General features: G+C 35.2%; 16 protein-coding genes. 3 read left to right on the forward strand and 13 right to left on the reverse strand.

Annotated features, from left to right (window positions below):
• Positions 1-25: 25 nt before the first annotated feature.
• From SB689_RS18510 to SB689_RS18520, 3 genes are all read right to left on the reverse strand, one after another.
• Positions 26-844, reverse strand: coding sequence for an undecaprenyl-diphosphate phosphatase (locus SB689_RS18510; RefSeq protein WP_410693574.1), 819 nt, complete (start codon positions 842-844; stop codon positions 26-28).
• 89 nt (positions 845-933) lie between these two features.
• Positions 934-1230 (reverse strand): DUF3098 domain-containing protein, encoded by a 297-nt coding sequence (locus tag SB689_RS18515; RefSeq protein ID WP_410693575.1) that lies wholly within the window; start codon positions 1228-1230, stop codon positions 934-936.
• Between the two features lie 2 nt (positions 1231-1232).
• Positions 1233-2132, reverse strand: a complete 900-nt coding sequence (locus SB689_RS18520; protein WP_410693576.1) for a cell division protein FtsX — start codon at positions 2130-2132, stop codon at positions 1233-1235.
• A gap of 91 nt (positions 2133-2223) precedes the next feature.
• On the opposite strand from SB689_RS18520, the gene rsmA reads away from it, so the two are divergent.
• Positions 2224-2994: a 16S rRNA (adenine(1518)-N(6)/adenine(1519)-N(6))-dimethyltransferase RsmA gene (rsmA, locus tag SB689_RS18525; protein ID WP_410693577.1), complete on the forward strand. Its 771-nt coding sequence runs from the start codon at positions 2224-2226 to the stop codon at positions 2992-2994.
• A gap of 70 nt (positions 2995-3064) precedes the next feature.
• On the opposite strand, the gene SB689_RS18530 is transcribed toward rsmA, so the two are convergent.
• The 8 genes from SB689_RS18530 to SB689_RS18565 all read right to left on the reverse strand — a co-directional run bounded on the left by SB689_RS18530 (position 3065) and on the right by SB689_RS18565 (position 15792).
• Complete coding sequence (locus SB689_RS18530) at positions 3065-5416, reverse strand: choice-of-anchor L domain-containing protein (protein ID WP_410693578.1); 2352 nt, start codon at positions 5414-5416, stop codon at positions 3065-3067.
• A 124-nt stretch (positions 5417-5540) separates the two neighbouring features.
• Positions 5541-9116, reverse strand: coding sequence for a choice-of-anchor L domain-containing protein (locus SB689_RS18535; protein WP_410693579.1), 3576 nt, complete (start codon positions 9114-9116; stop codon positions 5541-5543).
• A gap of 156 nt (positions 9117-9272) precedes the next feature.
• A complete protein-coding gene (locus SB689_RS18540) occupies positions 9273-11654 on the reverse strand; it encodes a choice-of-anchor L domain-containing protein (RefSeq protein WP_410693580.1) in 2382 nt (793 codons plus the stop codon).
• Positions 11655-11831: 177 nt separating this feature from the next.
• Entirely contained in the window at positions 11832-12362 is a 531-nt protein-coding gene (locus SB689_RS18545) for a DUF1003 domain-containing protein (protein ID WP_410693581.1), read from the reverse strand.
• 9 nt (positions 12363-12371) lie between these two features.
• Positions 12372-13142, reverse strand: coding sequence for a TIGR02757 family protein (locus tag SB689_RS18550; protein ID WP_410693598.1), 771 nt, complete (start codon positions 13140-13142; stop codon positions 12372-12374).
• A gap of 7 nt (positions 13143-13149) precedes the next feature.
• Positions 13150-14064 carry a ribonuclease Z gene (locus SB689_RS18555; RefSeq protein ID WP_410693582.1) on the reverse strand — a complete coding sequence of 305 codons (915 nt, stop codon included), beginning with the start codon at positions 14062-14064 and terminating at the stop codon, positions 13150-13152.
• Positions 14065-14256: 192 nt separating this feature from the next.
• Positions 14257-14847: an RdgB/HAM1 family non-canonical purine NTP pyrophosphatase gene (gene rdgB / locus SB689_RS18560; protein WP_410693583.1), complete on the reverse strand. Its 591-nt coding sequence runs from the start codon at positions 14845-14847 to the stop codon at positions 14257-14259.
• A gap of 114 nt (positions 14848-14961) precedes the next feature.
• On the reverse strand, positions 14962-15792 hold the full coding sequence (locus tag SB689_RS18565; RefSeq protein WP_410693584.1) for a CPBP family intramembrane glutamic endopeptidase: 831 nt from the start codon (positions 15790-15792) through the stop codon (positions 14962-14964).
• A 159-nt stretch (positions 15793-15951) separates the two neighbouring features.
• Here SB689_RS18565 and SB689_RS18570 point away from each other — a divergent pair, with 159 nt between their 5' ends.
• Together SB689_RS18570 and SB689_RS18575 are read left to right on the forward strand one after the other, a co-directional pair.
• On the forward strand, positions 15952-17133 hold the full coding sequence (locus SB689_RS18570; protein WP_410693585.1) for an MFS transporter: 1182 nt from the start codon (positions 15952-15954) through the stop codon (positions 17131-17133).
• Positions 17134-17293: 160 nt separating this feature from the next.
• Positions 17294-18889 carry a peptide chain release factor 3 gene (locus SB689_RS18575; RefSeq protein ID WP_410693586.1) on the forward strand — a complete coding sequence of 532 codons (1596 nt, stop codon included), beginning with the start codon at positions 17294-17296 and terminating at the stop codon, positions 18887-18889.
• A gap of 72 nt (positions 18890-18961) precedes the next feature.
• On the opposite strand, the gene SB689_RS18580 is transcribed toward SB689_RS18575, so the two are convergent.
• Together SB689_RS18580 and SB689_RS18585 are read right to left on the reverse strand one after the other, a co-directional pair.
• The gene (locus SB689_RS18580; RefSeq protein ID WP_410693587.1) at positions 18962-21232 is read right to left on the reverse strand and encodes a reprolysin-like metallopeptidase; all 2271 of its coding nucleotides are present in this window, start codon (positions 21230-21232) and stop codon (positions 18962-18964) included.
• Positions 21233-21236: 4 nt separating this feature from the next.
• The gene (locus SB689_RS18585; protein WP_410693588.1) at positions 21237-21611 is read right to left on the reverse strand and encodes a hypothetical protein; all 375 of its coding nucleotides are present in this window, start codon (positions 21609-21611) and stop codon (positions 21237-21239) included.
• Between the last annotated feature and the right edge of the window lie 378 nt (positions 21612-21989).

Below are 21989 nucleotides of genomic sequence, written 5' to 3' on the forward strand. Positions count from 1 at the left end.
GGTAATCAGTAATTTTTTAACCTGATTATTTAAAAAAGTAAAAATAAATCAATAAAGCCAATCCAACAAAAATACGGTACCATCCCCAAGGTTTGAAACCATATTTATTTAAAACTCCGATGAAAGCTTTAATAGCGATTAATGCGACAATAAATGCCACAACATTTCCAATCACGAAAATCATAATATGGTCGTTTGATGACATAATCATCTCATATCCTTTTTGAGGATTAGGTGTTTCTTTACCCCATGTTTTAACAAAAACAGAATAAACTGTAACCGCCAACATCGTAGGAACCGCCAAAAAGAATGAAAATTCTGCAGCAGCTTTTCTCGTTAACCCCTGAGTCATCCCTCCAATAATGGAAGCAGCACTTCTACTCGTTCCAGGCATCATCGCAAGACATTGCCAGAATCCAATTGTGATTGCTTTTTTTACGGTAATTCCCTTTTCATCATCGATGGTTGGATTTTTAAACCATTTATCTGCAAACAATAAAACAACTCCACCAAGTACTAAAACCGACGAAATTGCAATCTGATTTCCAAGAATGGCTTCAATTTTATCATCAAATAAATATCCTAAAGCCAACGCAGGAACAACTGCATAAGCCAACTTAAAATAAAACTTGATATTATTGAAATCAAAGAACTTTTTCCAATATGCCACTACAACAGACAAGATTGCCCCAAACTGAATGGAAACCTGAAACATTTTTAAAAATTCATCTTCCTGCATGCCCATTAAATTGGCTGCAAAACCCATGTGTGCGGTAGAAGAGATTGGCAAATATTCTGTCAGCCCTTCAATAATGGCAATAACGATTGCTTTGATTAAATCCATAGTTTATATAAAAATTTAAAGATTAAGAGATATTGAAATCTAGAATCTTCTAAATCTCGCAATTTCTTAATCTTTAAAATAAAAATTAATTATTTTCTTTTTAAAATCGCGTACACTTCAATGACGAAACCTATTACAATGAATAGAGGCGCAATTCTTATTCTTCGGATAGAAAAAATATCTTCATTCCAAGAATTAGGATCCAGCTTTCCGTCAATAGTATTGGCGTCTGGTCCCATCATTAATAAAAATCCGACAACGATAAATGCTAAACCAATAAGCATCCATTTAAAGTTTTGCTGTCCGAAATAGAACGTGTTTTCATTAGTAGTTTCAGTTTCTTTACCGAAATCTGCTGCAGAAAATTTATTTGTTTGTTTGCCCATTTTTAAGAATAATATAAATCGTCAACGTTAGATTTCAAGAATCTCCATGTTGCGATGATTGTACTTAGAACCGTAATTAAAACTCCAACTCCCAATACAAGCACGATCAGCCAAAAATACTGCTGATTATCCTGTACGAATGATGAACCGATCTGGCTCGTGAAATAATACCAGACACCACATAAAGCAGCAAGCCCGATAAAAGAACCGATAGCTCCTAAAACAACTGCTTCAATGATAAAAGGCTTTAAGATAAATCTTCTTTTTGCTCCTACCAACTGCATGGTTTTGATAATAAATCTTTTTGAAAATATCTTCAGACGGATAGAGTTATTAATTAAAACTACCGCTAGAATCAAAAATAAAAGAGAGAAACCAAAAATCCATTTTAAAATTCTACTCAGGTTGTTGTATACATCTACCATTAAGGTACTGTCGTTTTTCACGTCTACAATTCCTTGAACAGATTTGATGATTTTTATAGCTTCATCAATTTTTGCAGGGTCTACATATTCAGGTTTCAGAGCAATTTCTATTGAAGAAGGGAAAATATTCTCCTCGAAAAGCGCATCGCTATCGATTCCCATACTTTTTTTAGCTTCAATTGCAGCTGCAGCTCTTGAAATGTAGGTCGCCTTTTTTACAGGTGCCAAAGTCTGTACTTTCTTTAAAGTTTCTTCTTCAAATTTTGCAATTTTTACAGAGTCTTTCGCGTCATAGTTTTCATCAAAGTAGGCATTGACAACCAATTGTTCCTTGATATAGTCGGAATATTTCTGGGCATTGATCAAAATAAGTCCCATTAATCCTAACAAAAATAACACTAAGGCAATACTTATTACGACTGTAATATTGCTCGATCGAAGTCTCTTCTTATTAAATTCATCTACAGATTTAGCCATTAATATTAAAATTTTTGGCTAAATTAGAAAAAAACTTCCGAAATTTGGGACGAAATAGAGAAAATCATTGTTAATAAAATCATAAAAAAACTTGAGTGTAAAAGCAAAAAAACATCTTGGTCAACACTTTTTGACAGATGAAAATATCGCAAGAAAAATCGTAGAAGGTCTTAGTTTTGAGAACTATAAGAATATTATGGAAATAGGTCCGGGAACGGGAGTCCTTACCAAATACCTTCTCGAAAAAGAGCAAAACCTTTATCTTGCAGAAATAGATACCGAATCTATAGAGTACCTGAAAAACACCTATCCTAAGATTACAGAAGATATCTTTGTAGGAGATTTCCTGAAACAGGATTTCAATTTTATTAATAACGATCAAATTGCTATTATTGGAAACTTCCCTTATAATATTTCTTCACAGATCTTGTTCAAAATCATAGATCACTATGAATTGATTCCAGAAATGGTAGGAATGTTCCAAAAAGAAGTGGCAGAAAGAACGGCATCTGTCCCAAGAACGAAGGAGTACGGAATTCTATCTGTTTTGGTTCAGGCATACTATGATGTCACTTATCTGTTTACAGTGCATGAAAACGTCTTCAATCCACCTCCAAAGGTAAAGTCGGGAGTTATTAAATTAACCCGAAACCCAAAAGAAGGATTAGCAGGAAATGAAGTTCTTTTCAAGCAAATCGTAAAGGCTGGTTTTAATCAAAGGAGAAAAAAATTATCCAACTCTTTAAAAGTATTGGAAATTCCTGAAGAATTGAAAACGCATGAGTTTATGGATAAAAGAGCCGAAGAATTAAGCGTTAGTGACTTTATCAATTTCACTAAACTCTGGAAAGAAAACCGATAAAATCTTAAAAATAAAAAAGCCTTTCAAATTTAATTGAAAGGCTTTTTTTGATGTTTGCATTATCTATTTATTATTCTCTATTCTTTAGTAAGATCCAACCAGACCAGTTCATCTGAGCTTTTGATTTTGGATAATCAAAGTTGAACTTGTACCAATAAGTAGCTGTTGGCAATCTCTTACCTGCTACCGTACCGTTCCAGATAGGATTTTGTTTTGAGAATCTGAACATTTCAACTCCGTATCTGTCATAGATTGAACCTGTGAAGTTTTTGAACTCTCCAAGTGATGTAAGATCCAGCACATCGTTCACTCCATCTTGATTAGGTGTAATGATGTTTGAAATCTGCAATGTAAAGAACTCAAGCGCTCCCACACAATGCGTACCTACTACCCTCACCTGAATGTTGTATGTCGTATTACTCTGTAATCCTGAAAATACATTCGATTGCTGCCAATTAATACCTCCATCAATAGAATACTCTAAAACTCCCTGAATATTATTAATTGGTGGGTTTTCAGCAGTAATTGTCAGTGTTCCATTTCCATAATTGATATTAGAAACGAAAGGTGAAGCTGCTCCCATTACTTTCACAGGGAAGATTTTCTTACAAATTCCGTTATCAATTTCAACTGTGTAAATTCCCCACTCGTCTACTGAAATAGTCTGCGTTGTTGCTCCCGTACTCCATAAATACTTGTAATTAGGACCTGTTCCTGCATCTAAGATCACTCTGTCTCCAAGACACATTTCTACATCTTTCAATGGAGTTACGATCTCAGGAACGACTTCCACAGTTACGGTTGCCGGCTGTAGAGATTTACATCCTTTAACTCCGATAGCATATACTGTAAATGTTGTTGTATTAAATAAGGTAACAGTCTGAGTTGGTCCTGTACCTAAGAAATTATTCCATAAGTAAGTATTACCTCCTGTAGCTGTTAAATTCACTGATTCTCCAGGGCATATTTTAATTCTGGTAGATACCAAAGTTGCTTTTGGCGTAACTTCTTTTAATAATTTAAGTTCAATCATTTTACTACAGAATCCTCCGTTTGAAACAACTACATATAGAATCTGACCGTCAGTTCCATTATAATTTAATGGTGTTGTAATAAAGTTATTGTTTTGAGCAATTGCATCCGCCTGATTTTGATAAAAATGGAATATCGCACCCGGAGTTGTACTTATTGCCGGCATGATAGTCGACAAATCGAAAGTTGTAATATCCGGAGTGGTACACAGAAGTAAAGTTGCATTCTGAGCAGTCGGCGTCGTTCCTCCATGAATTTGAATTGATGCTTTCCCCGGACAAGGATTCCCCGGAACACTTACCTCAATTGTATAGGTTCCCGGCTGAATCGCTGTAATCGTGTTTGTTGTAGCACCATTAACAGCTACTCCGTTAAAGAACCACTGATATAATAAGTTAGGGTCACTCACAGAAGCTGTAATCACTTGCGGCACACCATCACAAACATTAATATCTGAGGGTAAAGTAGCTCCCGAAGGGTCTAATAAATCTACCCCAATTTTAAAAGATCCACCTTCCAAAAATACCGCTGAATCAAAAGCTGTATCTCCTGCATCAGCAATTACCATTTTAAAATGATATTGTTGTCCTGCAACTACAGTTGCTGTAGCAGTAAGAGGAACTGTTCTACCATTAAGATTCGTATCGCCAATTGGAGGGTTATATCCTGCAAAGTACTGTTCGTTTACTGCAGCACATCCGCCAAAACCTGTAATTAGTGGGTGAATATTTGTAATACTTACAGGCCCACCTGCGTTTGGCAGTACAGCCATGTTGGTGTAAGGTCCACCTGAAGATGGTCTGATCAATAAAGCAAATGAATCTGCATATCCACAAGGATAATCACCTGTATATTCCTCAGAAGCCATTATATAATTAAACTTAACCTGAGACGATGTAGGAACGAAATCAAATTCTAAGATTACTGCATCATTCAAAGGTTTACTTGGGTTGGTTGCTGCTACTAAGTCTGGATCACTACCTGTCCCCACAGGGTCACTAAGGCCTGCTTCAGGAGCATTTCCTGTACGATTAGCTTTTCCTGTCACCAATACAATTCCGTCTTTAAAAGGAAAAGTACTTGTTGCTTTATGGAAATACCCCCAAGCTCTATTTGCATTAGTGGCTGGTAAATTTGGAGTTACTACAACATTCGAAACGCTGGGCATAACACATGAATTGGTTCCTGATGATATCAATACATCCTTTACCAATTGCTCCATCGTAAAACTCGATTCATTATATCCAGGAGCATTTACATCAATAAGATCACCAGCTTTGGCTGTAGCCGAAAGCTTTTTTACTTGAGGTTTTCTAGGTGGTGCATTTTGCGAGAATAAAGATGTCGAACTGAATAAAAAAAAGAAAAAAAACGGTAGATATCTCTTCATAATACTTTTTGTTTCAACAAATTTAATTTTTTTTTAAATATATCGTATATATATTTAACTTTTTTATTATTAAAAATAAAAACCTCCAAAATAGGAGGTTTTCAAAATTATGGTGATTTAATTGTTAATTTCTATTTTTTAATAAGATCCAGCCTGTTCTTAATTCAAGCTTTTTACTTGCCGGATTATCCCACTGAACTCTATACCAGTAAGTAGCAGTTGGCACATTAAGATCCTTAATTGTTCCTCTCCAGATAGCATCAGATTTAGTAGCTTTAAATAATTCCTGACCGTATCTGTTGAAAACAGAAGCAGCAAAATTATTATACTGACTGATTCCTGAGAAGTCTATAACATCATTTTTACCATCAGAGTTTGGTGTAATTGCATTACTGATTAAGAATGTATAAAACTCTAATGTAGTACTACATTTCGCATCCTTCACCCTAACCATCAATTTATAATTGCTGTTATTTAAAACATTATAGAATATATTCGAATTCTGCCATGTTACTCCTCCATCAATAGAATATTCTAAAACTCCTCCTGTAGGATTAGTTGTTGTAAGCGTAAGAACATGATTTTCAAAAGTCACATTCGTAAACTGAGGCAATACTGGGTTTAATAATTGTGCTGTGAAAACTTTAGAACAAACTCCATTACTTATCGTAACTGAATACGTTCCCACTACATCTGTAGATATCGTTTGCGTAGTAGCACCATTACTCCATAAATAAGTATAGTTAGGACCCGATCCTGCATCTAAAATACCCTTATCTCCGACACAGACAAATACATCTTGCAATGTAGAAACAATCGCCGGAACAACCTCAATTTTAATTTTTGCAGGAAGTACTGAGCTACACCCATTTCCACCTAATGCATACACAGAATATTCTGTGGTAACTGTAGGAGAAACAACCTGAGTATTTCCGTTTCCTGTTAATCCAACCCAGTTATAAGTAATACCTCCTGTAGCAGTTAAAGTAACAGATTCTCCGGCACAAATTTTCGATTTATTCGCTGAAACCCCTGCTGTTGGAGGACCAACTATAATTGTAATCGTTGCAGGAGTTGCAGAGATACATCCGTTTGCTCCTATAGCAAAAACTGTATATACAGTCGTGTTCGTAGGCGAAACAACCTGAGTGTTTCCACTACCCGGAAGAGTTCCCCAATTATAAGTAGCCCCACCCGTAGCTGTTAAAGTAACCGATTCTCCAACACAAATCTGAGCAACTGATGAGGTTAAACCTGCTACTGGAATTGTTTTATCCTCAATAACTGTAACTGTTGCTGTGTAGGTACATGTTAAGTTTCCAGGTTGGTTTATATTTGAAACCGTTAAAGTATAAGTCCCTCCTGCATTTACAGCAGGTGTTAAAGTATTAGCTCCAGAAACAATATTTCCCCCTACGGTTGTCCATGCAATGGTAGAACCTGCAGGAATTACAGATGCCCCGGCATTTATTGTAACCTGATTTGTTGTACAGGTTATTGTTTGCGGAGTTGCTATTGTTAATGTTGTTTCTGCTGTTCTTACTAATTGCAATGTCACAACGTAGCTACAACCTCCATTTTTAACCAATACATAAATAGTCTGGTTTGCAGCACTTGGATATGCTGTAGGTGTAGGAATTGTATTTGCGTTTCCTGCATTAGCATCCGCTTGAAGTAAATAATAAGCAAAAGTTGCTGTACCGGCTGACGTTATTTGTGGTTGCGCTGATGTTAGATCATAAATGATATTTCCAGGCTGGTAACATTTTAATAATGATGCATTTTGTACAGTAATCGGTTGAGAAACCACAATCGTAATTGTCGCTGGATTTTGAGATACGCAACCATTAGCACCAACAGCAGTTACTGTATAGGTTGTTGTGGTAGCAGGCGTTACAACTTGTGTATTTCCGTTACCGGGTAAACCACCTTGCCAGTTGTATGTAGCCCCTCCTGTAGCTGTTAAAGTAACAGATTCTCCGGCACAGATCAAAACTTTAGTTGCAGTTAATCCCGTTGCAGGTGGCGCGCTGTCCCCTGTTACAGTTACTGTTGCTGTAGCTGTACAATCAAGATTTCCAGGCTGATAATTTTTTGTAATTGTTAAAGTATATGTCCCAGCATTGTTAACAACTGGTGTTAATGTATTTCCACCAGAAACAATGTTTCCGCCTACGGTTGTCCAGTTGAATGTAGAGCCTGTAGGATATACGGATGTAGAAGCGTTTAATGTGATTTGTGAATTTGTACAAGTTAAAACTGTTGGCGGAGCAATTGTTGCCGTCATTTGAGGCGCTTTTACCAACTGTAATTCAGCCACTTTTGCACAGAAACCTGTTTTTACCTGAACATATACCGTACCTCCCGCACTTGGATAAGCTGTGGGAGTAGGAATTGTGTTCGCATTTCCAGCATTAGCATCAGCCAACGTTGTATAATAAGCAAATGTGGCTCCCGGAGTTGTACTTATTGATGCTTGAGCTGAAGTTAAATTAAATGTTGCATTTCCTGGCGCGTAACATGCGGTTAAAGTAGCATTCTGTACTGTTGGAGATGTACCTCCGACAATCGTGACGCTGGCTGTTCCCGGACATGAATTTCCGGGTATAAAAACCTGAACGGTATATACTCCCGGCTGAGTTGCCGTATAACTTACAGATGTAGCTCCAGGAATAGGTGTAGTTCCTAATAACCATACATAAGTAGCTCCCGGAATATTTGCAGACGCTGTAAGAACTGTTGGTGTATTATCACAAACATTAATAGATCCAGGAAGTGCTACTCCGGCAGGATCTAAAATTTTAACTCCAATATCAAAAGATCCTGCTTCCAAGAAAACTCCTGAATCAAAATTTCTATCCTGATAATCCGCCAATACCATTTTAAAATGATACGTCTGTCCCGGAATTACCGTTGCAGTAGCAGTTAACGGAACTGTACGTCCATTAAAGTTAGTTTGTATCTGAGGATTATTTAAACCTCCAAAATACTGTTCATTCTTTGGTCCGCAAGGTAAGCTTGACGGAATAATATTAGTAACACTTACCGGAGTTCCGTTCGGAAGAAGTGCTAGGTTAGTATAAGTAGGATCGGTTGATTTTTTTAATAATAAAGCAAAACCATCCGAAATATTACATGTAAAATTGTCAAAATACTCTTTTGAAGCAAAGATGTATCTGAATTTAACTTCGGTAGAGGTCGGAACGAAATCAAATTCTATAAAAGTAGCATCATTTAATTGTCCATTTGGTACTCCTAATGCATTGGCAAGATCAACATCTCCTCCTGTCGTTAAATGATCACTTAATGTTCCCTGAAAATCGTTTCCGGCTCTTCTTGCATAACCTGTTGTAAGAACAATACCTTTTGCAAATGGAAAATTGGTCGTGCCTTTGTTGAAATATCCCCAACTTCTGTTTATATCACCAACTGATAAATTTGGAGAAACTACGACATTACTAACATTTGCTGTAGAACACGTGGATCCTCCTGCTATTAAAACATCTTTTACAAGCTGCTCAACACTAAAGTTTGTCTCAGGATATCCTGCAGCATTTATATCTATAAATGCTCCTGCCTTCATTGATACCGATGTAGGATTTTTCGCTTTTTCTATTCTTTTATTCTGAGAGAAAGCGGAATTACCAATAAGTATTAAAAGTAAAGCAAAAAATAAACTTCTTGTCCTCCAATTTAACATTTTATATTATTTTAAACAAAAATACTATTTTTTTTGATTGAAATTCAATTCTGAATAATTTACATTACTATGAATACAATTTTATTCATTATCAACTATAAATTTCACTTTAATAAAAAAGGCTAACGAATTGTTAGCCTTTTTATGTTTTATGTATTATTCAATATTTTTCAAGAGAATCCAGCCTGTTTTTACAGTTAGTTGCTTGCTTGCAGGATCTTCAAAAGTAACCTGATACCAATAAGATGCAGTTGGTAAACGCTTACCCTGGAAGTAACCGTCCCAATATGGTCTTATTTTTTCAGCTTTATAAACTTCACGTCCGTAACGATCGAATACACTTGCTTTGAAATCTTTATAACTGCTTACTCCACGGAAATCGATTTTATCATTCAGATTATCTCCATTTGGCGTAACAACGTTTTGCATTACAAATGTGAAATATTCCAAGAACGTCTCACAACTTGTTTTCTTCACTCTTACTCTGATAGAAATTACTGAGTTTTTAGGAACGTTCGTAAACATATTAGAATCCTGCCAAGTAATTCCGTTATCCACAGAATATTCCATCTGACCATTAGTCGCTGTTGCTGTAATGATCATTGTTCCGTTATCATTGTAGTTAACATTTTTGATTTCAGGAACTGTAGCCTGAATTACTTCTGCAGTAAATATTTTAGTACAAACACCATTTGTGATTGTCGCAGTATATATTCCTGGTGTACCTACCGTAATTGTCTGCGTTGTTGCAGCATTACTCCAAATATAACTGTAATTTGGACCTACTCCTGCGTCTAAAGTAATTTTATCACCTATACAGATAATTCCTCCTTTAAGACCGGATGTAATAGCTGGTACTACTTCCACTGTTATGGTAGCAGGCTGTAGAGATTTACATCCCTGTGCTCCTATTGCATATACTGTATATGTTGTAGTCTGGCTTGGACTCACTGTTTGTGTACCTGCTGTACCCGAAATAGTATTCCATTGATAAGTTACACCTCCTGAAGCCGTTAAAGTTACAGATTCTCCATTACAGATTTTAACTCTTGAAGCACCAAGTACAGCTATCGGAGTAGCTTCTTTTCTTAAAGTCAATGTAACCGTTTTACTACAAAATGCCCCATTGGAAACAACGACATATAAAACCTGTCCGTCTGTTCCGTTATAACTCGCCAAATTAGCAGTAGGAATATTAGTAGCGTCTTGAGCCTGCGCCCCAGCCTGAGTTGGGTAAAAACGGAATACAGCACCTTGAGTTGTACTTATTAACGTTTTAGCTGTATTTAAATCAAATGTACTGGTTGTAGGAGTCGTACAAAGTTTCAATGTAGCATTCTGTGCCACCGGAGTTGTACCTCCAACAATGGTTATCTTAGCTTCAGCCGGACATGTATTTCCCGGAACACTAACTTTAATGGTATAAATACCTGGTGCAGTTGCAACATAAGTTGAAGTTGTTGCTCCCGGTATTGCTACTGTTGTTGTACCATTATTGAAATACCACTGATAAGTAGCTCCCGTAATACCTGAAACCTGAGCCACTAAAGTCTGAGGAGCATTATCACATACATTTAGAGATGCAGGTAACACAGCTCCGGTATTATCAACAAGTTTAATACCTATATCAAAAGATCCACCTTCAATAAATACAGCAGAATCGTAACTAGAATCTCTATAATCTGACAAGACCATTTTAAAATGGTAAGCAACCCCTGGAGTAACAGTTGCTACTGCCGTCAAAGGAACTGTTCTACCATTATAATTAGTTACCACTTTAGGTGACGAGTTATAACCCGCAAAATACATTTCATTAATAGCAGGACAGCCAAAAGGAGGTGTTCCAGGTATTAAAGGATGTATATTGGTCATACTTACAGGACCAGCTGTTCCCGGCAAAACAGCTACATTTACATAAGGACCACCTGAAACAGGTTTGATCAATAAAGCAAATGCATCTGAATATTGGCATGGAAAAGTACCTGTATATTCTTCAGAAGCAAAAAGATAGTTAAACTTTACCTGATTAGAGTTGGGTACAAAATCAAACTCCAGCATGACATTATCATTATAATTATCACTAGGGTTGGTAATAGGAACTGCCGCTACCAAATCAGGATCGTTCATTCCTGCGCCGGTTACAGACGTACTAGGAGTTTGCGCTGTATTTCCTGCCTCTCTGGCACGGCCTGTAGTTAAGACAATTCCATCTTTAAAAGGGAAATTTGTAGTTCCTCTGTGGAAATATCCCCAAAACCTATCATTATTAGTTACTGGATGGTTAGGAGCTACCGTTACATTTGATACGTTTGGTACTGAACAGGTTGATCCGCCATTAATAAGAATATCCTTCACAAGTTGCTCTGCACTATACGTAGAAGGTGCATAACCCGTTGCGTTTACATCTATAAAAACTCCGGCTTTTTTATTAACCGATGTTATTACAGGTTTAGGTGCTTTCCTCTGAGAAAATACAGAAGTGGAAACTAATAACAATACCAATAAGAAAAAGTAGTTTTTCAGTCTATAATTTAACATTTTGTTGTTGTTTGTTCAAAAATACTATTTTTTTTGATTAAATCCCCATCTAGGTTGAATTATTAACAATAATAATTAAATTAATGTTAAATATTAATTCTGATTTAAATTCTATTACAAACAACGAAAAATGACTAATAAATTATTAGTCATTTTTTATAATTATGTTGAAAAAAATTAATCTTTTTTAAGCTGATCAATCATATTTTGAAGCTCTGCAATTTGGTCTTTTAATGCTTTTATTTCGTTTTTATTAGAATTTACGTGGCTTTTAAGCATAACATTCTTAGCGCGTTCGTTGTGGTCTTCATCTTCTTCATCTTCATTAATCTCCTCGATATCTTCTTGGATATCCTCAATATCTTCGTTGATCTCTTCAATGTCTTCACTAATTTCTTCGATATCTTCACTAATTTCCTCAATATCTTCCTGAATATCTTCAATATCTTCCTGGATATCTTCAATTTTTTCATGACTCTTATTCACCGACATTTGGATAAAAATAGCCAGATAAATTGCTTCAAGAGAAACTACCGTTGTAAGAATCAAAAGCATTTTATCAAATTCTACAATCTTTAATAATGGCAGTAAAAAAGAAGTGATAAAAAATATCGTATGTGCAATAAGTGACGGTATCGAGCCGATCCACCAGGTAATTCCATTGGCAATTTTTTCTAATACATCTATTTTTTCTTCGTCTTTTTTCATCGTGTTTATTTAAATTAATTCTTTCGTTACGCCTAATCCAAACAATGCAAAATCATATTTTGCAGGATCTTTTTCATCAAACTTTCTGATTATCAGATCAAGCTCTTCTACTGTTTTCCAATCGTTCTGAGTTCTTGAAATCAATCCTAATTTTCTGGAAATATTTCCGGTATGAACATCCAAAGGAATCGACAGATATTTTTGATCAATATTCTCCCAAATACCAAAATCTACGCCACGTTTATCCTCACGAACCATCCAGCGCAAAAACATAATGATTCTTTTGGTGGATGAGTTTTTATAGGGTGAACTTACATGTTTGTGCGTTCTGTGCTTTTCAATTCCAAGAAATTTTGTTCTGAATCTTTCGATGGAATGAGAAAAATTCGTTTCGGAATCTTTAATTAAAAATAAATCCTCCAAACTATTATTTTCAGTATAAATCCTATTAAATTGTTTAATAAAATAAGTAAAATCCTGACCATTAAAAGTTCTGTGAATACTTTTATCCTGAATTGATTCCAAATCCTTTTCAGAATAATTCATCACAAAATCATAAGGAGAATTTCCCATGATATCCAACATTTTTTCCGCTGATTTAATGATCGCTTTTCTGTTTCCCCAGGAAATTGTAGCCGCTAGAAAACCTGCAATTTCAATATCCTGCTTCAAAGAAAAACGATGCGGAATCTGTATCGGATCATTTTCAATAAAGTCCGGAGTATTGTATTGATCAGCTTTTTCGTCTAAAAAGCTTTTTAGCTCTTCAAAATTCAACATCTTCATTTTAAATTTTTACACTTTCCAAAGCTTTTGGTAAAAATGAATTGGTAAAAATAGTTCTCGCTTCATCTGTGAAAACCGTTAAATCTCCATATCTGTTAGAAAAATGTCCTAAAATAAGCTTTCCAACTTCAGCTTTCTGGGCAATTGTCGCTGCTTCCAAAGCCGTGGAATGTCCTGTATAATCGGCCATTTCTTTTAAATCATGTAAAAATGTAGATTCATGATATAGAACCGTCACATTTTTAATAATAGGAATTACACTTTCAAGATATCTCGTATCACTGCAGAATGCATAAGAAACACATGGATCGGGATCAACTGTCAGGACTTCATTTTTAAGAACATAACCGTCGCTCAAAACAAAGTCTTTTCCTGCTTTTATGTTATGGTAATCACATGTTTCTATTTCGTCATATTTTGCAATTTCCTTCATATTCAAATGCCTGTCTTTTGGTTTTTCTTTAAAAAGATAACCATTACAGTAAATTCTGTGATCTAAAGGAATGGTATAAACCTCTACCCTAGCGTCTTCGTAGATTTTTTCCGAATAATTTTTATCTAATTCATGATAAACAACCTCAAATCCGCGATGCGTTTCCGTAATAGTGAAGATTGTATCAAGCATTTTTTTAATCCCTTTCGGACCATAAACATGCAAAGGAGTATCTCGTCCCAATAATCTGAAAGACGCAATCAACCCTGGAAGACCGAAACAATGATCCCCGTGAAGATGCGAAATAAAAATATGATTGATCTTTGAAAATTTCGCTTTTGCTTTTCTCAGCTGTACCTGTGTACCCTCGCCACAATCTATCAAAAAACATCTTTCTTCCATTTCTAAAAGCTGAGATGTCGGTGAAGTATTCACTGTGGGAATCGCTGAATTAAAGCCTAATATCGTTAAATAAGTACTCAAAACAATAGTTTATTATGCTGACAAATGTACAACAGAAAATCTAAACATGAATTTTAAATTTAAGATTGATTTTAAACACAAATCACGCAAATATTTTACACAAATTACACAAAGAATGACAAATCAATAGGAACGGGCTTTAGCCCGTTTACAATATCGTAAAATATCCATTGGCTTTAGCCAAAATTTATCTTATTTATCCGCCACTTTCAAAAAATCCAAGAATAAATCCAATGCCTGTTTACGGTGGCTAATCTTATTTTTATCTTCAGGATTCATCTCTGCGAAAGTGTAGTCATAACCTTCAGGAACGAAGATTGGGTCATATCCAAAACCTTTGAAACCTTTATTTTCTGTCAATAAATTTCCGTGCACTCGGCCATCGAAATATTGTGCACCATTTTCATCGTAATAACATAGAACTGTGATGAAATAGGCTTTTCTGTTTTCAACGCCTTCCATTTCACTTAGAACTTTTGAAATGTTTTTAGCAAAATCGTGATCTCCTGCATAGCGCGCTGAGAAAATTCCAGGTCTCCCGTCCAAAGATTCTACAACCAAGCCACTATCGTCTCCCAAACTTGGAATTCCCGTTTTTTCAAAGCAGTATTTAGCTTTAATTAAAGCGTTGGCGTTGAAAGAATCTCCATCTTCTACAATTTCTTCGTGAATATTATAATCAGTCAGACTTTTTACGACAAATTCGCTTCCTAAAATCTGCTGAATTTCTTCTTTTTTATGTTCGTTGTGGGTGGCTACCAATAATTCCATATTCAATTTCATTTTTTAAATTCTATTTTTTTGTTTAAACACAAAAGGCACTAATTTTTAAGCACTAATTTCACAAATGAGTATAGTGTTATTCGTGAAAAATATTTGTGTGATTCGTGTTTAAAACTAAATTTCAGAGTAATGCACTTTATATTTCTTCATAAATAAATAGTAAAACAAAGAAAAAAGTACAATTCCGATGGCTAATATGATCCATTCAGAAACTTTAAAAGCCTCTGCAAAACTTTCGTTTTTAGTATAAGTTATTAATAATGATGAGCATAAATTATTAAAACCATGCAACAACATCGGTAACAATAAAGATTTGGTTTTGTAATACACTAAACCAAGAACACATCCCAATAAAACAGCGCCTACAAACTGCCACGGATTCGCATGAACCACTCCAAAAATAATGGAAGAAAACAAAATAGCTTTCCAAGGCTCTACTCCTTTATTCATCAATCCTTTTTGAATAATTCCACGGAAAATAATTTCCTCGAAAATCGGAGCCATAATAACGGCTGTGATAATCATGACAACAGGATCATCCGTTAATTGATTCATTAAATCAGAGAAAAATTCATAATATTTTCCAAAGAAAGGTCCCGTTGTTGGAATTTGTGCTGCGATAAATTCTGCAATAAACATCATCCCAATCATTAATGGAAAAATCAATAAATAGGTATAAAAATTAGTGGGCGAAAAATTGAAATTAAGTTTCTTTTTCGTTGTGGGTCTTACAATAAAAAAATCAAAAAAAGCAATCGCCGTCAAGAATCCAATCGCATTGGAAGCCATAAAAAACCAATCTTTGTATTGCAGGTTTTCTTTAAAAGTGAACATCCAGAAAACATTGAAAAAGGAAATCAACATTGTTCCGACGAACAATCCGCCCAATAAAACAACTCCTCCGAACCATGTGAACGTAAACTTTGGATATTTGCTGTTTTCCATGTTTTTTATCTAAAAATTTTGTAAAAACAAAGATAACTGATTTTATGGAATGGTAAATGTTTATTGAGATTTTGAATGATAAATATTACCTTTTTAGTAGTCTTATTATTCTGTTAAGCTATTTTTATGAAGTAACTTTGCACCTTAATTTTTTTCAACATGGATAGTTTAGTAAATCGGTCAGAGAATGTTAATTTATCCTTGATTAGTTATGTATCTTTTACTTTCGTAGGATATTTTATCATAGGATTATCTCTGTCTGTTCTTCCAATTTTTATTAGTAAAAGTTTAGGTTTTAGTCTGGTTGTTGCCGGATTGGTCATCAGTTTACAATATGTTTCTACATTTTTTCTGAGGGCATATTCCGGGAAGATTATTGATGGAAAAGGTCCAAAACCCGCTGTATTATTCAGTATGTTGAGTTTTTCATTGACGGGGATATTTTTAATTATCGCCTATTATTTCAAAGTTTCACCATTTATCAGTCTTACATTTTTAATCATTACCCGTTTGCTTACGGGCTGTGCAGAAGGAATGATTGGAGCAAGTCCTATTAACTGGGCAATTATGGCTCTTGGTGAAAAACATACCGCAAAAATCATTTCGTACAATGGCGTTGCCTGTTATGGAGCCTTAGCAATCGGAGCTTCTTTGGGAATTATCATTGAACATAAATTCAGTCTTTATGGAATTGGGATTCTTTCTATTATCTTAGGAATTGTTGGATTCTTTTTCGCTAAAACCAAAGAAAATAAGAAAAATACCAATCATCAGGATTCACAATCTTTCTGGAAAGTGTTGGGAAAAGTAGCACCTTTCGGAATTTGTCTTGCTTTGGGCGGACTTGGATTCGCGAGCATTTCAACCTTTATTACTTTATATTACAATTACTTTCACTGGAATAACGGCGCTTTATGCCTCAGTGTTTTTGGAGGATTATTCGTTGCCGGAAGATTGGTTTTCAGTAATGTTATTAATAATTATGGTGGAATAAAAGTAGCGATAGCCTGTCTTTTAGTAGAAACCATCGGGCTTTTGATCATTGCTTTTGCTACAACTTCACAAATGGCACTTGCTGGCGCCGGAGTTACCGGTTTAGGATTTTCATTAATTTTCCCTGCGCTCGGAGTTGTTGCGATTAAAAGTGTTTCGCCTTCAAGTCAAGGTTCTGCATTGGCTGGTTATGGGCTTTTCATTGATCTTTCCCTTGGTGTGGCAGGACCGTTAATTGGTGCTGTAGCCGATATTTGCGGAATGAAATATATTTTCCCTTTCAGTGCTGCTATGGTTTTTGTGGGACTGGGATTGGCTTTTGTTCTTAAAAGAAAGTCAAGTTTATAAAATGAAACACTAATTACACAAATGTTTTCACAAATTTTCACAAATTTAATTGTGCTTATTTGTGCGAATAATTAGTGTTATTTGTGTTTTAATAAATGTTTTAAAATCAAATTTTCAGGATTCGACAAAATTCACGATTTTTGCAACTTCAAAATACGATATGTCAGACTTAATCAAAGAAATAGAAAAAAGAAAAACTTTCGGGATTATCTCTCACCCCGATGCCGGAAAAACCACTCTTACGGAGAAGTTACTACTTTTCGGGGGTGCAATTCAGGAAGCGGGCGCGGTAAAATCGAACAAAATAAAAAAAGGAGCTACCTCCGACTTTATGGAAATTGAAAGACAGAGAGGGATCTCTGTGGCAACTTCCGTATTGGCTTTTGAATATAAAGGTCACAAAATCAACATTCTTGATACACCTGGTCACAAAGACTTTGCAGAAGATACTTACAGAACATTAACAGCCGTTGACTCTGTAATCGTTGTAATCGACGTTGCAAAAGGGGTTGAAGAGCAAACTGAAAAATTGGTTCAGGTTTGTAGAATGAGAAATATCCCGATGTTGGTTTTCATTAATAAATTAGACCGTGAAGGTAAAGATGCCTTCGATCTTTTGGATGAAGTTGAGCAAAAATTAGGATTAAGAGTTGTTCCACTTTCTCTTCCGATTGGAATGGGAGCTGATTTTCAGGGAATTTACAATATCTGGGAAAACAATATTCAGTTATTCTTAGAAGAGAAAAAACAGAGAGTTGGTGAGGCTATCAAATTTGATGACATTAATGACCCTACAATCGATGAAATTATCGGTGAAAAAGCAGCAAAAAACTTACGTGAAGAACTTGATTTGATACAATCTGTTTATCCTGAATTCAGCCGTGATGAATACATGAGCGGCGATCTTCAGCCTGTTTTCTTTGGTTCAGCTTTAAATAATTTTGGAGTTCGTGAATTATTGGATGCTTTCATCGAAATCGCCCCAATGCCACAGCCAAAAGAAAGTGATACCCGTATCGTAAAGCCTGAAGAAAGTACATTTACAGGATTTGTTTTCAAGATTCACGCGAATATGGACCCGAAACACAGAGACCGTTTGGCTTTCGTGAAAATTGTTTCAGGAGTTTTTAAAAGAAACGAAAATTATTTATTGGTAAGAGAAAATAAAAAGATGAAATTTTCTTCACCAAACGCCTTTTTTGCTGATAAAAAAGAAGTTGTGGACGAAAGTTTCCCTGGAGACATTGTTGGTCTTCATGATACAGGAAGTTTCAGAATTGGAGATACTTTAACGGGCGGTGAAAAACTGAGCTTTAAAGGAATTCCAAACTTCTCTCCGGAGCATTTCAGATATATTAATAACAGTGATCCTTTAAAAGCTAAGCAATTGGCTAAAGGTATCGACCAGTTAATGGATGAGGGTGTTGCCCAGCTATTTACGCTTGAAATGAACAACAGAAAGATCATCGGAACGGTTGGAGCGCTTCAATATGAAGTTATTCAATATCGTTTGGAGCATGAATATGGTGCAAAATGTACTTACGAACCACTTTCCATGCATAAAGCATGTTGGGTTGAAGCTGATGAAAAATCTGATGAATTCAAAGAATTTGCAAGATTAAAACAAAGATTCTTGGCCAGAGATAAATACAATCAATTGGTATTTTTGGCAGATTCATCATTCACGATTCATATGACGCAGGAAAAATTCCCGAATGTGAAACTGCATTTTATAAGTGAATTTAAGCAAGATTAAATTTGATTTAAATATATAAAAACGGCTCGAAAATATTTTCGAGCCGTTTCCTTTTAATGAATATGAATGTTATTATTTATTAATAATCAATTTTTTAGAGATTTTCTGACCGTCTTTTTCAATCTGAATAATGTAAACTCCTGTTACAAGGTATGAAAGATTTACTTTCTCCATGATTTTACCTCCATTACGAGAAATTTCTTTTTTAGGGCTTACTAATTTTCCGTCCATTGCAAATACAGTGTAAGAAATATTTGTTCTGGAATCAGATTCTATAGTGAAAATTCCTTTAGAAGGATTTGGATAAATTTTTAATCCGTCTTCTTTTTCAAGTTCGTTCGTAGACAGATTAGAATTAATGGTAAAGTTGGTTGTATTTACATTTAAAAATACGTTATTAATCGCTTTAACCATAATTCTTGCATTAGAAGAATTCCCCAATCCATTCGGAACTGCAAAGGTATAAGAACCGTTATTCGGCGTACTTGCCACCAATGTATTAGGGAATGTAAGTCCACCATCCATTGAAATCAAGATGCTTACATTTGCTGTACTTACGGGTGCTGCAGTGGTATTAGCGACATTCCAGGTAACAGTCTGTTGCTGACCGGCAGTCCATGTAATTCCCGCTGTATTCTGAGAACTGACTGTAAAAGGTCCGGCTGCCGTAGAAACCGTAAGCTGAATGTCATCACGACCTGTTTGTCCGCCCACAGGGTTGTTATCTCTTACCAATAACGAGAAATTAAGCGTTCTTGCCGCTGTTGGTAATTTTTCCCAAGATCTGTAATTGGTTGCTGTTAAAATAGTAGGATCATAGCCTTCAATGATCGTTGACAATCTAGGAAAATATCTTGTAGGAGAAGTCGTTGCAAACATAGATCTGAACAAAGGTCCTACTGTATTTGTAGGTCTTGGAGGCATCAACGCAGCTCCAGCATCAATCTGTTCCCAATTGTAAGTAATCGCATTACCGTCAGGGTCAGATGCCACTCCAGTCAGTGCGAATGGTGTACCGATAGGAATTGTTCTGTCTAAACCTGCATTAACTGTCGGTTCATTATTTCCGGTGGCAGTGTTTACACCACAATTTCCGGCTCCTGTTATTCTGAGATACATTTCTCTGACACTTACTGCATGGAAGTACGCATCACTGTTATTTTGCACATTTGGAGAGCAAATTCCGGCATATCCCATAATTGAACTGGCACTTCCCGGTTCGATAGACGTTGCATTATTTCTGTTACAACCATTGTTCTGAGTATGATTCGCTCCAAACTGATGCCCCATTTCGTGTGCTACATAATCAATCACAAAAGGATCTCCCACAGGAACTGCAGAACCAGTAACTCCACCTGCTTTCACAGAAGCATTACAAACCGCTGGTGTATAAGCCAACCCGTTGTCATTTCCTTGTGTAGCCTGGAAAAAAACGTGTCCGATGTCATAATTTGTAGCACCAATCGCGTTATCAGTAACGGTCTGATTTTCATCGATCATCTGATAAGCATCCAGCGCATCAAAAGTATCTGAATTGATGAAAAATAAAAGATCTGTATTCGCGATCAATTGTAATGTCACCGAAATATCATTTTCATAAACATCATTAAGACGAGCTACTGCTAAATTAACTGCCGCTAGAACCGCTGCCTTCTTTTGAGCATCCGTTCCCGCTCCTACTCCTGCTTGCTGAGAAATATAAGCCGTATATTCTGTAGTCGTGGAAATTGCCAGCCTGTATCTTCTTAAAAGTCCGTCAATAACTGTTTTTCCCTGAGAAATTGGATTAGTGGTTTGATGTAGAGCATTTTCATCTTCTTTAAACAAACATTCGAATCTGCTCTGAGAACTTGCATCTTTTCTGTCGTAGACTATATAAATCTTATTATCAGAAGAATATGAATCTATATAATATATTCCCTTTGTACTTCTGACCATCGCATTTAATCCAAAATATGGATCATATGTAAATCTGATTTTTGTTGTTTGATCACCCACCTTATATCCCATATATGATTTGATATCAGAATATCGGGATTGCAGATCGGGATGCATGGTTGAAGCTTCAAAAATTTCATATGTGTCAAACGTTCCCTGATCATTAGGAAATTTTATTAAAGTTCCTTTTACGGAAGAGATTCTACTTCTATCCGGAACGGTTAATAACTGTTGTTTAAGATCATCTGTATTTAAACTTAAAAGTTCATATTTAGAAACTTTCACCGATTTTTCTCTGGCATCTCTTACGTTGTTCCGAGAGAGCTTACTCCACTGGTTTTGCTGGGCAAATATTGTTCCCGATAGTACGAGAAGGCCCGCTATCAATAATAGTTTTCTTTTCATAAATTTATTTTTGATGGTTAAATTTTATTGTTTTAGGTCTATTCGAAATTTTAAGGATAACTATAGGATTTGATTGTTTTTTCTCAGCGTATTCGTCGTTTTCAGTTTCCCGGTAAGTAACGATCAATACTGAACCTTTAGATTCCAGTTTTTCAATTTCAATATCTCCGTATTTTATTTTTTCCAATTTAGGTTTTACTACTAAAAAGCATTCATTTTCTCCCTCCAAAATTGGAATTGGAGCAGATCTTGAGAATTTTGAATCATTTAATTTCCCATATAGGTCTTTAATTCCTTTTGTTGAATTAATAATGGTGTACTCTTTCAAATTTACAGCATAATTCAATCTTCTGACTTCGGTAAATTCTACATTTTTCAAGTTTTCTTTTTTTTGAATTGCCGCAGAAACATTTTTACAATTTGAAAATAAAATCAATGAAAGCAATATAAAACTTAAAAAAATAAAACTTTTTGTTAAATTATTCATAATACACAAATATAAAAATTATTTACATACAAAGTATTGAACTTCAATTAATTATGCTATTATTCAATATTACTATATTTTATAAAGTCCTATATCACATATTAAGGAAAAATAATCAAATTTTCATCATTAAAGAGAAAAAAATTACATTGAATAGAATTAGAAATCTATAAAAAGACAATTAAATCCATTCATTACTATAAAAACATGAACATTTTCTTTGTAAAACTTTTGTAAAATAAAAATAAATAGCTGATTTATAAAAACTTA

Source organism: Chryseobacterium sp. SIMBA_038 (genome assembly GCF_046535115.1).
GTDB lineage: Bacteria > Bacteroidota > Bacteroidia > Flavobacteriales > Weeksellaceae > Chryseobacterium.

What these genes read in the sequence shown, in the direction of transcription:
- SB689_RS18510 (WP_410693574.1), bottom strand. Translation starts at nt 844, where the DNA reads ATGGATTTAATCAAAGCAATCGTTATTGCCATTATTGAAGGGCTGACA.
- SB689_RS18515 (WP_410693575.1), bottom strand. Translation starts at nt 1,230, where the DNA reads ATGGGCAAACAAACAAATAAATTTTCTGCAGCAGATTTCGGTAAAGAA.
- SB689_RS18520 (WP_410693576.1), bottom strand. Translation starts at nt 2,132, where the DNA reads ATGGCTAAATCTGTAGATGAATTTAATAAGAAGAGACTTCGATCGAGC.
- SB689_RS18530 (WP_410693578.1), bottom strand. Translation starts at nt 5,416, where the DNA reads ATGAAGAGATATCTACCGTTTTTTTTCTTTTTTTTATTCAGTTCGACA.
- SB689_RS18535 (WP_410693579.1), bottom strand. Translation starts at nt 9,116, where the DNA reads ATGTTAAATTGGAGGACAAGAAGTTTATTTTTTGCTTTACTTTTAATA.
- SB689_RS18540 (WP_410693580.1), bottom strand. Translation starts at nt 11,654, where the DNA reads ATGTTAAATTATAGACTGAAAAACTACTTTTTCTTATTGGTATTGTTA.
- SB689_RS18545 (WP_410693581.1), bottom strand. Translation starts at nt 12,362, where the DNA reads ATGAAAAAAGACGAAGAAAAAATAGATGTATTAGAAAAAATTGCCAAT.
- SB689_RS18550 (WP_410693598.1), bottom strand. Translation starts at nt 13,142, where the DNA reads ATGTTGAATTTTGAAGAGCTAAAAAGCTTTTTAGACGAAAAAGCTGAT.
- rdgB (WP_410693583.1), bottom strand. Translation starts at nt 14,847, where the DNA reads ATGAAATTGAATATGGAATTATTGGTAGCCACCCACAACGAACATAAA.
- SB689_RS18565 (WP_410693584.1), bottom strand. Translation starts at nt 15,792, where the DNA reads ATGGAAAACAGCAAATATCCAAAGTTTACGTTCACATGGTTCGGAGGA.
- SB689_RS18570 (WP_410693585.1), top strand. Translation starts at nt 15,952, where the DNA reads ATGGATAGTTTAGTAAATCGGTCAGAGAATGTTAATTTATCCTTGATT.
- SB689_RS18575 (WP_410693586.1), top strand. Translation starts at nt 17,294, where the DNA reads ATGTCAGACTTAATCAAAGAAATAGAAAAAAGAAAAACTTTCGGGATT.
- SB689_RS18580 (WP_410693587.1), bottom strand. Translation starts at nt 21,232, where the DNA reads ATGAAAAGAAAACTATTATTGATAGCGGGCCTTCTCGTACTATCGGGA.